Origin of the sequence: Enterococcus infantis, assembly GCF_049166715.1 — a bacterium.
In the GTDB taxonomy this organism is placed as follows: domain Bacteria; phylum Bacillota; class Bacilli; order Lactobacillales; family Enterococcaceae; genus Enterococcus_C; species Enterococcus_C leclercqii.
Genome location: NZ_JBMHFB010000007.1, coordinates 48,331 through 61,322, shown reverse-complemented (window position 1 = coordinate 61,322; position 12,992 = coordinate 48,331). Strand labels below are relative to the sequence as shown.

General features: G+C 45.3%; 6 protein-coding genes and 1 other annotated feature (1 of these 7 running past the window's edge). Of the genes, 2 read left to right on the top strand and 4 right to left on the bottom strand.

Annotated features, from left to right (window positions below; genetic code table 11):
- Window positions 1-33 precede the first annotated feature (33 nt).
- Window positions 34-684, top strand: a complete 651-nt coding sequence (locus ACOMA8_RS09535; RefSeq protein ID WP_161899440.1) for a metal-dependent transcriptional regulator — start codon at window positions 34-36, stop codon at window positions 682-684.
- Window positions 685-700: 16 nt separating this feature from the next.
- Window positions 701-2,221: a glucose-6-phosphate dehydrogenase gene (gene zwf / locus ACOMA8_RS09530; RefSeq protein ID WP_161899439.1), complete on the top strand. Its 1,521-nt coding sequence runs from the start codon at window positions 701-703 to the stop codon at window positions 2,219-2,221.
- Window positions 2,222-2,371: 150 nt separating this feature from the next.
- Here zwf and ACOMA8_RS09525 read toward each other — a convergent pair whose 3' ends face one another.
- The 4 genes from ACOMA8_RS09525 to ileS all read right to left on the bottom strand — a co-directional run bounded on the left by ACOMA8_RS09525 (window position 2,372) and on the right by ileS (window position 12,712).
- Window positions 2,372-3,373: an alpha/beta hydrolase gene (locus ACOMA8_RS09525; protein WP_421370295.1), complete on the bottom strand. Its 1,002-nt coding sequence runs from the start codon at window positions 3,371-3,373 to the stop codon at window positions 2,372-2,374.
- Between the two features lie 175 nt (window positions 3,374-3,548).
- Window positions 3,549-4,988 carry a glutamate synthase subunit beta gene (locus ACOMA8_RS09520; RefSeq protein WP_421370293.1) on the bottom strand — a complete coding sequence of 480 codons (1,440 nt, stop codon included), beginning with the start codon at window positions 4,986-4,988 and terminating at the stop codon, window positions 3,549-3,551.
- Window positions 4,989-9,494 carry a glutamate synthase large subunit gene (gltB, locus tag ACOMA8_RS09515; protein WP_421370291.1) on the bottom strand — a complete coding sequence of 1,502 codons (4,506 nt, stop codon included), beginning with the start codon at window positions 9,492-9,494 and terminating at the stop codon, window positions 4,989-4,991.
- 419 nt (window positions 9,495-9,913) lie between these two features.
- Window positions 9,914-12,712 carry an isoleucine--tRNA ligase gene (ileS, locus tag ACOMA8_RS09510; protein WP_421370289.1) on the bottom strand — a complete coding sequence of 933 codons (2,799 nt, stop codon included), beginning with the start codon at window positions 12,710-12,712 and terminating at the stop codon, window positions 9,914-9,916.
- Window positions 12,713-12,825: 113 nt separating this feature from the next.
- Window positions 12,826-12,992: a binding site (T-box leader), on the bottom strand (it continues 46 nt past the right edge of the window).

Here is a 12,992-nt window from a genome sequence, read left to right as displayed (position 1 = left end):
TTTTTAACGCATTCGACGAAAGGAATGAGACCTGTGACCCCTAATCGTGAAGATTATTTGAAGCTTATCTTGGAACTGGGAGGCGACCGCCAAAAAGTTAGCAACAAGCAGATTGTGGCAGGTTTGTCGGTAGCGCCGGCTTCCGTCAGCGAGATGTTGTCCAAACTGGTAAAAGAAGAATTGGTCTCCCACACTGCCTATCAAGGCGTTCAGTTGACTGCATCCGGCTTACAGACAGCCAGCACGTTGATCAGAAAGCATCGCTTATGGGAAGTTTTCCTGGTAGAACACTTGGGCTACTCTTGGAATGAAGTCCACGACGACGCCGAAGTTTTGGAGCATGTGACTTCAGAAAAACTGGCAGAACGGCTTTCCGATTATTTAAACGAGCCCCGTTTTTGCCCACATGGCGGGATGATTCCTGAAGCAAATGAAACTGTCCACGAACAAGATCGTAAGACATTGGCAGACTACCAAGCAGACGACAACATTCGGATTGCGCGGGTTTTGGATGAGCGGGAACTTCTTGATTACCTCGTTTCATTGGATATCAAGATTGGTGATGTTTGTCAAATCTCGGAAGTGGCTGCTTATGAAGGCCCGATTACTATCGTCGGTGAAGATGGTCGTAGCCGCCAAGTCAGCTACAAAGCGGCCAGCACGATTTTTGTCGATCAATTATAAAGGAGATGTCCCTGTTATGCCTGAAAACAGACCCGTTTTGTTTACTATCTTTGGTGCTACCGGAGATTTAGCTTTCCGTAAACTTTATCCTTCCCTCTTCCGCTTGTTTCGCAAAGGTGACTTGCAGGAAAACTTTGCCGTAATCGGAACTGCCCGCCGCGAATGGAGCGATGAACATTATCGTGAAATCGTCCGGAAAGCCATCGCCGATCTTGAACCAACATCAGGAGAAGCCCAGAGCTTTGCCAGCCATTTTTACTATCAAGCCCATGATGTTCAGGATGCTGCTCACTATGACACCTTAAAGCTGTTGACTGACCAATTGGATCAAAAATATCAGCTATCCGGCAATCGACTGTATTATTTAGCAATGTCCCCCAACTTCTTTGGCACCATTGTTACTCATCTGAAGGAACATGGAATGAAGAATTCCAGTGGCTTCCATCGCGTCATCATTGAAAAGCCTTTTGGGTCAGATTTAGAGTCAGCGACACAGCTGAATCGTGCAATCGGCGAAGTATTTTCAGAAGATGAAATCTACCGGATTGATCATTACTTGGGTAAAGAAATGATCCAGAATATCTCAGCCATTCGTTTTGCCAACAATATCTTTGAGTCACTCTGGAACAATCGCTATATTGATAATGTCCAGATTACATTGGCAGAAAGCCTCGGCGTAGAAGACCGCGGTGGCTACTATGACAAGAGCGGTGCTTTAAAAGACATGGTCCAAAACCATATCCTGCAGATTCTTTCGCTGTTGTTGATGGAACCACCTGCAGCTTTTTCTGACAGCGAAATCCGGGCTGAGAAAATCAAAGCATTAAATGCGGTTCGTATCTACAACGAAGCAGAAGTCAAAGCCAATTTTGTTCGTGGACAATACCAATCTGGCCGTATCAATGGCAGTGATTTTGCCGGCTATCGTGACGAACCAAACGTAGCACCAGAATCAGTGACAGAAACCTTTGTTGCAGGTAAATTTACTGTTGATAATTTCCGCTGGTCCGGAGTTCCTTTTTATATTCGTACTGGTAAGCGCCTAACTGAAAAAGGAACTCGTATCAACATCGTCTTCAAGCAGGTGCCGTTGAACTTATTCAAAGCGGAGATCAATGCCGACTGCAAAGAACGCCAACTGCCACCGAATATCCTGACCATTTATATTCAGCCTACTGAAGGCTTTAGCCTGACTTTAAACGGCAAAGAGATCGGCCAAGGTTTCGATACCCAACCGGTGAAGTTGGATTACCGTAACAGTGCCGATGCTGTAGAAAATAGTCCCGAAGCCTATGAGCGTTTGATTTTGGACGCACTGAAGGGGGATTCTACCAACTTCACACATTGGGATGAAGTTGCTCAATCTTGGCGAATCGTGGACGCCATCCGTCACGTCTGGGACCATATTGAACCTGATTTTCCTAACTATGCTGCGGGTACGATGGGCCCGGATGCTGCCTTTGAGCTGGTAGAAAAAGACGGCTTTGAATGGATTTGGGAACCTGATGAATGGTACCGGGAACGCGGCCTGCTTTAATTCCTCCAACTATATTTCATTGAAAAAGACTCCGACAAGGGCTAAGACATGCGTCAGCCTTTGTCGGAGTCTTTTTGGTTTACGTAAAACCTGTCAATTTTTAAAGTTGGGAGGAACAATTAGGTTTTCTGTTGCTTATGATACGGTCTTTTATTTATTCCATTTTTCCAAAAATAGGCTAGACGCTTTAACTGCTTGCTCTGACGCAACAGTGTCCATTTTTAGTTGATAACCGTGACCAATTTGCTCATTCGAATCAAAAAAAAGTGTCTCTACATTGTTTCCGGTTTTTTTCAGGTTGTCAGCATACTCTTTTGCTTGCGTGGTAAAGGTTTGGTAGTTTCCATCAGTAATAAAGATTGGTGGAAAATCTTCGCTGATGAAGTTGTTTAGGTTTAATTTTCGTCCAAGTGAGGCATCTGCTCGCCAGTTCTTTTCCCCGGTTATTCCCCAACCAGTCTTTGTCATCAAGTAGTCCACCAGTTTATTTTGATTGGGCTGTTGAAATTTCGATAAGTCATAAACACTACTGTAAAGCAGTAGACTTCGAAGGCTCAAGTCATTGATTGGCTGGATTCCTAATGTTTTCCCGTAGGACTCATCATGATAAGCAGACAAAAGCTGTAATGCTAAAAATCCGCCTGCAGAAGAGCCTGATAAATTGATCTTTTTACTATCCATCCCATATTTCTCACCATCATAGACAATAAAATGAAGGGCCTCATTTATCTGTTTCACCTGATCAAAAATTGTCGAATCTGGCGCAAGATTGTAATCCACACTAACGAACACATAGTGACTGTTGGCTAGAGTTGGGCCAAAAAATCGGGCCATTTCTTTTTCTCCTTTAAAAAAACCACCCCCGTGAATGAAAATGATCACTGGCAGCTTTTCTTTCATTTCTTTTGGAGAATAGATATCCAATCTGCTTTTTGGATAGTCATTAGAATAACTCACATTTTTTTCAACTTTTATCCCTTCTTCTATAGCTGAATAGTCTCTAGGCTTTGTTTGAACAGTATTCCAAGGGACTAAATTAATTAATCTAAACAAAGGGGTAGGAGTAAAGTGCAGGACTCCTATCAAAAACAACAGACTGAGAAGAATCAAAAGAAAAATACTGAAAAAAATTCTACTTACTTTTTTTGACATAACCTGCTCCTGACTGCACCGCAATGATTGCTTTTTAACTAAGAATACTATACTGGCTTACTTTGAGCACTATACTTTCTCCTTTACTCAAAAGCCACTAAAAAGACTGCAGAATCTAGTCATTTCTGACTCGACCTGCAGTCTTCATGGAACCAATAGCTTAGTACGCTTTTATTTACTGATAGATCAATGCTCTTAAGGAGGCATCGACTTTTTCTGCTGCTTTACGACCTTCGCGAATTCCCCAGATTACAAGGCTTGGTCCCCGCTTAGCATCGCCTGCCACCAGCACCCGTTCATTATTGGTGGTGTAATCATCATATATTTCTTTGATTTCAAACCGATCGAACAGCGCTTGCTCTGCGCCGGTAAAGCCCATCGCCAGCAAGACCAGATCTGCTTTTAGCACTTGTTCGGTTCCTGTTATCGGCTGAAAATCAGTACCGACGCTCACTGTTTCGACAGCAATCACCTGTCCCCGCTCAGCACCGATAAATCCGGTCGTAGACGTACTGTAGCGAGAAACTGCCTCTCCAGTGACAAAGGCGGCTTCTTCTTGTCCATAGCCTAGTTTTGCCACAAAAGGATACTCTGGCCAAGGATTAGTTGTCGGTCGGTCTTCAGGTAATGCTGGTGTGATTTCCAATTGCTTGACTGAACTTGCTCCTTGTCGAATAGCAGCTCCAACACAATCATTGCCGGTATCACCACCGCCGATGACAACCACATGCTTACCCGCCAATTTTTTCGAAGTGGCATCTTTGCCATGCTTCAAGACGTCTTTGGTAGCTTCTGTCAGATAGTCCACAGCAAACTGAATTCCTTGCAAATGGCGACCGGTCACTGCCAAATCTCGTGGAACACCAGCTCCAGTACATAAGATAATCCGATCAAACGTTTCGGAAAGCTCTTTGACGGTCACATCCACGCCGACTTCGGTATCTGCAACAAAAGTGATGCCCAACTCGACCATTAAATCAATCCGCCGCTGCAGGATATCTTTATCCAGCTTCATATTCGGGATACCATACATCAATAGGCCACCAAAGCGGTCACTGCGTTCATAAACTGTCACTAAATGTCCCAACTGATTCAACCGCCATGCGGCAGACAGTCCAGCCGGGCCTGAACCAACAATAGCGACTTTGAAGCCAGTCCGTTCCACTGGCTCGCCGCTAGCTTTGACCCAGCCCTTTTCAAAAGCAGTGTCGATGATGTAGCGCTCGTTGTCATGAATGGTAACTCCATCGCCGTTTAAAGACTCGGTACAGCCCTTTTCACATGGGGCGGGACAGACTCTGCCGGTCATCTCAGGTAAAGGGTTGGTTCGAGCCAAACGTTCGAATGCGGCTTGCTCCAATCCCTGGTACAACAAATCGTTCCATTCAGGGATCAGGTTGTCATTGGGACAGCCTGATGCGGCCCGCTGCTCGCCGTAAAAGGTACCGGCATGACAAAATGGAATCCCACAATTCATGCAGCGGGCGGCTTGTTTTTGTCGTTCTTCTGCCGATAATGGGACTTGTAGTTCATGCCAATCTGTAATACGCTCTGCTACGTCCCGATACGGATTATCTTTACGGGGATATTTCATAAAACCGAATGGATCAGCCATTTAGACCCCCTCCTTTCCCATTGCAGCAACTACCGGAACAGCCTGTTGTCCAACGACTTTTTCAAAGGCGCGATTCACTAATTCAGCACCAGCAATTCCTTCGGCAGCAAACTCAGCCAATGCATCATTCACCGCATGGTATTCTCGTGGATAGACTTTCACAAATTGACCAACTGTACTCTCCCACTCTTGCAAGAGCTGCTTTGCTTTCAATGAGCCGGTAAAGGCAAAATGATTCTCCACCATTTCTTTCAAGATACTGTCATCGCCACAGTCTCCAACTGAAAACAGGTCCACCATCTCCAGATTGCACTTGCTGGGGAAAACTCCCTCAGGATCGTAAACATAGGCGACACCACCACTCATACCGGCAGCAAAATTACGGCCGGTCTTGCCGAGAATCACGGCGACGCCACCGGTCATGTATTCACAGCCATTATCACCAACGCCTTCAACAACCACCTTGGCCCCACTGTTTCGTACACAGAATCGTTCCCCCGCCAGTCCGCGGAAATACCCTTCACCTTTGTTGGCACCGAAGCAGGCAACATTGCCGACGATTGGTGATTGTTCCACATCATAGGCAGCATCTTCTGGAGGTATAATAATCAAGCGCCCACCGCTGAGTCCTTTGGCGACGTAATCATTTGCTTCACCAATCAGCTTCAATTCCATTCCTTGTGTTGTAAAGGCACCAAAACTCTGCCCAGCAATTCCTGTATAGGTGTAATTTAGTAATCCCGGAGTCAGTGAATAATTACCGAAACGTTCCGCAATCCATCCACCCATGCGAGCACCGACAGAGCGTTTTACGTTATTGATTGTTTCTGTGACCGTCACCGGCTGAGCATTCTCAATAGCCGCCTGCCCATAGTCGTCCAATAGCGGCCACTGTCGTTTTTCCAAGAAGGGATCCACTGTTTTTCGTTGAATTCCAATAGTAGTTCCCAGCATTTTTGAAAAATCCAATGACTTCGCCTTGCCTTTAGCTACAAAGCGGGTCGTCAAGACTTCGGTATGTCCCACCATTTCATCGATAGTTTTGAAACCCAGTTCAGCCATGATTTCCCGCAAATCTTCCGCCAAAAACAGCATCATATTCACCACGTGCTCTGGCTTACCCACGAAGAATTTCCGCAAGGCTGGATTTTGGGTAGCTACTCCTACAGGACAAGTATTCAAGCTGCAAACTCGCATCATAACACAGCCAATTGCCACTAGAGCCAATGAAGCAAAGCTGTATTCTTCCGCACCTAAAAGTGTCGCTATGGCGATATCCCGACCGGTCATCAGCTTCCCATCAGTTTCTAAGGTCATACGCTGACGTAAATCGTTCAGCGCCAAGGTTTGGTGAGCCTCTGCCAGACCCATTTCAAGAGGCAGGCCGGCATCCCTTACAGAATTACGAGGTGAAGCCCCAGTACCACCGTCATATCCGGAAATTACTACCACGTCGGCACCGGCTTTAACAACACCGGTAGCAATCGTACCCACACCAGTGGAAGACACCAGCTTGACGTTGATGCGAGCATAAGGATTGATCGCCTTTAAATCGTAAATCAGCTGTGCCAGATCCTCAATAGAATAAATGTCATGATGAGGCGGTGGTGAAATCAAGCGAACTCCCGGTGTGGAACCACGGATCTCCGCTACCCACGGAAAAACTTTGTTGCCGGGAAGTTGCCCGCCTTCTCCGGGCTTTGCCCCTTGAGCGACTTTGATCTGCAGCTCTTCTGCACTCATCAAGTACTCGGCGTTAACACCAAAACGTCCGGAAGCCACCTGTTTAATCTTACTGTTGAAATTGCGTCCGTCAGGTGTTGGTTTAAAGCGATCACGGTTTTCACCGCCTTCACCAGAGTTGGATTTTGCACCAATCGAGTTCATTGCTTCAGCCAGACATTTATGTGCTTCTTCACTGAGGGAACCGTAAGACATGGCACCTACTTTGAATCGTTTCACGATGCGCTCAGCTGGCTCGACTTCTGCTAGCGGAATACTTGGACGTTCTGCTGTGAATTCCCACATTGCCCGTAAAGTTGTCGGCGTTGCCAAGGCTTCTTCATTCATGGCTGCGGCATATTCTTTATACAGGCCATAATCACCGGAGCGGACCGCTTTTTGGAAGTTATAAATCGTCTTTGGGTTGAACAGATGATGTTCACCGTCGGCTTTGTATTGGAAGCTGCCACCAGAAGGCAGATAATCATTGCTGTGGGGACCATATGCTTCCTGATAACGTGCCATATATTCGGCTTCGATTTGCTGTAAGTTCAGTCCACCAATTCGTGAAGCTGTTCCGGTGAAGTATTGATCAACCACCGTCGCTGAAATGCCGACTGCTTCAAACAGCTGCGCCCCATGGTAGCCAGCAACCGTCGAAATCCCCATTCGGCTCATCACTTTTACGAGCCCTTTTTCACAAGCCTTCCGATAGTTTTCTGCCTTATCGGATAAGCCATACGCCGTCAGTGAAGCATAGGCCAAATACGGATGGATGGCGCTTGCACCATAACCAATCAGCATCGCAAAATGATGGACTTCACAGACTTCTGCTGAATCCACCACGATAGAAGCCAGCGCCCCTTTGCCTTGCTTCACCAAGTAATTATGCAGCCCACTGACTGCCAAAAGGATTGGAATCGCCAACTGCCCTTCACTGCGGTCACGGTCACTCAATACTAAAATTGTAGCACCGGCATCAACTTTAGCTTCTGCCTCCTTGAATAGCATTTCGAGAGCTTGTTGCAATGCATTCGGATTATCTGGATCCATCTGATACAGCAAGGACTGACAGCTGGTCTTCTGTTTGCCACGATCCACTGCCAACATTTTTTCAAAATCAGTCGTGGATAAAATCGGATTGGCGACTTTCAGCTTGCAGCAGTTGTCTGCAGTATCTTTACGAATATCACCATCCCGACCCAGGAATAGTTCGGTTCCGATTACCATTTTTTCACGAATCGCATCAATAGGAGGATTGGTGACTTGGGCAAACTGTTGCTTGAAGTAGGTAAACAATGATTGCGGTTTGTCGCTGAGGACAGCTAGCGGTGAGTCATACCCCATGGAAATCACCGGTTCCTCCCCTTTTTCCGCCATCGGGGCAATTACCGTACGTAAAATTTCCTCGGTGTAGCCATTTAGCTTCCACAATCGATTCCGTTCTGACTCATTAAAGTCTTGCTTGATCGGAAACGTTTCAACCAGTTCCTGCAGTTCCAAACGATTTTTATTCAACCACTTCTGATAAGGTTTAGCCTTGGCATATTTATGCTTGATTTCTTCATTACGAAAAATCTTACCATTGCGAGTGTCCACCAAAAAGATATTGGCTGGTCCCAAGACTCCTTTTTCAATGACCTGAGAAGGTGCCAGATCCACTACTCCAGATTCAGAGGCGACAATGATAAAGCCATCCTTCGTAATGGAGTAACGAGACGGTCGTAAACCATTACGATCCAAAGCCGCCCCTACAATCTCACCGTCTGTAAAACACAAAGCAGCCGGGCCATCCCACGGCGTCATAAAGCTGGCATTGTATTCATTAAAAGCCTTCAACTCAGCCGATAAATTAGCTTCTTCTGACCAAGCTTCTGGTACCAGCATCATCAAGGCATGGGGAATATCTCGCCCATTTCTATAAAGATATTCCAGACAGTTCTCCAGCTTGGCAGAATCTGAATTGTCTTCATTGTAAACCTCGATCTTGTGGCTGTGCATCCAGTTTTCGGCACCCCGCAAAGTATTGATTTCACCGTTGTGTGCCAAAAAACGAAAGGGCTGCGCGCGATCCCAGCTGGGAAAAGTATTGGTGGAAAATCGTGAATGGGTCAGCGCAATACTGGTAGTCATCTCAGGATCCTGTAAATCCGGGAAAAATTCTCCTACCTGATACGCGTGGAGCATCCCTTTATAGACGATTGTTTTAGAAGAAAGGCTACAGATAGAAACTTCTGCAGCATCGTAAGATTTCTCCAATTTGCGACGCAGCCGGAAAAGCTGATCTTCAAACTCTCGTCCTTTTTTGATGTCCAGCGGTTTTTCCACAAAAATCTGCAAAAAACTTGGCATCACAGCTTGTGCTCCCGGCCCACAGTTGTAAAAATTGTAAGGAACATCCCGGGTCCAAAGCACGTCAAACCCCGCTGAGAAAATGTCATGCACCAGCGCTTTAGTCAATTGTTCTTTCTTCTTTTCCTCTTTAGGTAGAAACAGCATCCCTACCCCGTAATTTCCCTGCTCAGGTAAAAAAACACCCGCTTCACTGGCTTTATGCTGGAAGAAGTTATCTGACAAGGCCATCAGGATCCCCGCGCCGTCTCCGGTATCCGGTTCTGCTCCAGTGCCCCCACGATGATTCATCCGCTCTAACATTGTCAGTGCCCGCTTTACTAAAAGGTGGGAGGCAATCCCGTCCTTTTGCGCGATAAAACCCATTCCACAGGCATCCTTTTCAAAAGAAGGATCATACATCAGGTTTTCTTTTGACAGTTTTTGATTCATCCTCACACCTCTTTGTAGTAATAGTCTGAAAATTCTAATTTCCAATAGTTTACATTGTTTTGCAAAACATGTAAATAGTTTTCAGATGCTTTCAAAATAAAACTGCCGCCATCGTTCGGATTTATTTCCTAATTTCGCGACATTCTTACGCCAAATATAGGTAGTTTACTAACAATCCATGTTAGAAAAGTCATTTTTGTTCTGAAACACTTTTTTTGTTGAAAACAATCCTCATTTGCAACTCTCAAAATCAAAGGCGCTGATTTTCACACTTCAAACATTATTCTATAACTAATAATATAACAATTTCGTTTTAGAAAACCATAAAAACAAGCAGTCCCCTTTTCTTAAAAAGGCGGACTGCTTGTTTGGGTTGGTAAAAGCTCTCATGTTTCAAAGCGACTGTTTACCGGTTAAACTTATTTAGTTTCAAAACCTTCTGTAACAGCTTCAGGAAAGTTTTCTTCGACGATATGAGCACAGCGACCGCACAATGTTGGCAGTTTTTCATCGGTACCGACATCTTCACGAACTTGACGACAACGTTCACAAACTTCGCCTTCTGCTTTTTCTACCAAGATCGCAACATCTTCAAAGACCTGAGCCTCAGCAGGAACTTGTGCGCCAGCGTCTTTGATTTCCAAGTAATCTGGAGAAACAATCAACAATTGTGCCAGATCACTATCGACAGCTTTCAGCAAAACAGCTGCTTGTTCGTTAGGATATACCGTCAGCTTAGCTTCCAGCGATTTCCCGATTAGTTTGGCATTACGCGCTTCTTCCAGTGCCTTGAGTACCTTGTCACGAAAGTCCATAAAGGCTGACCAAGTATCTAGCAGCTCTTCTTGGTTCGGAAATTCTTCATAGCCTGGGAATTCGGCCAATTGGACGTAGTCTTCTTCTTCTTTCAACTGTTTCCAGATTTCTTCTGCTGTATGGGGAATGATTGGGGTCAACAGTTTGGTTAATGCGACAGCTGTTTGGTAAAAGACTGTCTGCATACAGCGACGTTGGGCGTCATTTTCTGCTTCAATATAAACCACATCTTTTGCAAAGTCCAAATAGAAGGAGGACAAATCGGTGGTCATGAAATTCATAACTGTCTTGTAAATGGTCAAGAAATCATACTTATCGTAACCATTTTCCCGGATTTCCTTAATGGTTTCATTCAAGCGCACCATCATGTATTTGTCTACCGAGCGCAACTCTTCATAAGCCACCGTGTCTTTAGCCGGATTGAAATCATTGGTATTAGCCAGCAAAAAGCGCATTGTATTACGGATTTTGCGATAAACCTCCGATACTTGATTCAAGATATCCATAGACACCCGCACATCTGCCTCTGTATCAACACTGGCTACCCACAAACGCAGGATATCAGCTCCCATTTGTTTGATGACTTTCTCTGGGGCAATGGTATTCCCCAGTGACTTACTCATCTTGCGTCCTTCTCCATCCAAGGTAAAGCCTTGAGACAACACCGCTTTGTAAGGAGCAACGCCGTTAATAGCCACACTCGTTGTGATGGAAGAGTTAAACCAGCCTCGGTATTGGTCAGAACCTTCCAGATACATGTCAGCCGGGAAGCTGAGTTCTGGTCGCTGACGCAAAACAGCCTCATGAGATGAACCGGAATCAAACCATACGTCCATGATGTCAGTTTCTTTCGTAAATTCTCCATTCGGTGAACCCGGATGAGTGAATCCAGCCGGCAGCAACTCTTTGGCTTCACGTTCAAACCAGATATTTGAGCCGTGTTCTGCAAACAATGCGGCTACGTGTTCAGTAGTTTCCGGTGTCAGGATTGCTTCTCCATTTTCAGCATAAAAGATTGGTAATGGTACGCCCCAAGCCCGTTGACGAGAAATTACCCAGTCTCCCCGGTCGCGGATCATGTTATAAAGACGAGTTTTCCCCCAAGGAATAATCCAATCAACTTTTTCAACTTCATCCAAGATGTCTTGACGGAACTTGTCAATTGATGCAAACCATTGCGGTGTGGCACGGTAAATAACCGGTTTTTTCGTCCGCCAGTCATGAGGATAACTGTGGGTAAAGAAATCCAACTTCAGCAAGGCACCTTTTTCTTCCAACAATTGGGTAACCATTGGATTGGCTTTGTCATAGAAAATTCCTTCAAAGCCCGGTGCTTCATCTGTAAATACCCCACGGGAATCTACTGGAGACAAGACGTCCAAACCGTATTTTTTACCGACAATGTAGTCGTCTTCCCCGTGTCCTGGAGCAGTATGAACCAAACCAGTACCAGCGTCCAAGGTAACATGGTCTCCAAGGAGTACCAGTGATGTCCGATCATAAAACGGATGTTTTGCTGTCATGTATTCCAGAGCACTTCCCGGAAATTCTTGCAGCACTTCAACATTTTCCCAGCCAATAGCTGCTTTTACAGTTTCCAACAAATCTTTCGCCACGACAAATTTACGACCGTCTGCTTGAATCTGAACATAGACAAAGTCAGGATTTGCTGAAATCCCCAGGTTTGCCGGCAGCGTCCATGGCGTAGTTGTCCAAATTACAAAGGAGGTGTCCGAATCTAACAGTTCTTTTCCGTCAACAACTTGGAACGCAACATAGATAGAAGGTGATTTCACATCTTTGTATTCAATCTCAGCTTCCGCCAAAGACGATTCCGAAGAAGGTGACCAATAAATTGGTTTCAACCCTTTATAGATATAGCCTTTTTCTGCCATTTTACCGAAGACACGGATTTCTGCCGCTTCATATTCAGGCTCTAATGTGATATAGGGATGGTCCCAATCACCAGCAACACCTAAGCGTTTGAAATCGTTTCGTTGCGTATCCACTTGTGACAAGGCGTACTCTTTACATTTTTCTCGATATTCTGCCATCGTCATTTCTTTACGTTTGATGCCTTTATTGGTCAAAACCTGTTCGATAGGCAATCCATGAGTATCCCAGCCGGGAACATAAGGTGCTCGAAAACCGGACATGGATTTTGAACGAACGATAATATCCTTTGAAACCTTATTCAATGCGTGACCGATATGGATATTTCCGTTGGCATAAGGAGGGCCGTCATGGAGAATAAATGATGGTTTCCCTTCATTCAGCTCTTGCCGGCGTTCATAAATCTTGGCATCTTCCCATTCTTTCTGCCAATCGGCTTCCCGTGTCGGCAAATTGCCGCGCATCGGAAATTCAGTTTTCCCTAAATGCAGGGTTTCCTTCATTTTCATGTATGGTCGCTCCTTTTTATTTTTTGCTGTTTAAAACAGCGATACTTACTAAATCCTGTTGCAAAACAAAAGCTGCTATTGACACAGCAGATAAAAAAAGACACGTTTATCCCAAAAGGGACGAACGTGTCGTGGTACCACCCGAATTCAGACTGCTAAAAACAGTCTCTCGTTGATGGATAACGTCATCACCCGTTGCAGCTTACTGTCATTTCAGCCACACCTCAAAGTAAAGGATCTTTTCGCAGACAGTGCTTTACCGGACTCTCACCTCTCTCCG

What these genes read in the sequence shown, in the direction of transcription:
- zwf (WP_161899439.1), top strand. Translation starts at nt 701, where the DNA reads ATGCCTGAAAACAGACCCGTTTTGTTTACTATCTTTGGTGCTACCGGA.
- ACOMA8_RS09525 (WP_421370295.1), bottom strand. Translation starts at nt 3,373, where the DNA reads ATGTCAAAAAAAGTAAGTAGAATTTTTTTCAGTATTTTTCTTTTGATT.
- ACOMA8_RS09520 (WP_421370293.1), bottom strand. Translation starts at nt 4,988, where the DNA reads ATGGCTGATCCATTCGGTTTTATGAAATATCCCCGTAAAGATAATCCG.
- gltB (WP_421370291.1), bottom strand. Translation starts at nt 9,494, where the DNA reads ATGAATCAAAAACTGTCAAAAGAAAACCTGATGTATGATCCTTCTTTT.
- ileS (WP_421370289.1), bottom strand. Translation starts at nt 12,712, where the DNA reads ATGAAAATGAAGGAAACCCTGCATTTAGGGAAAACTGAATTTCCGATG.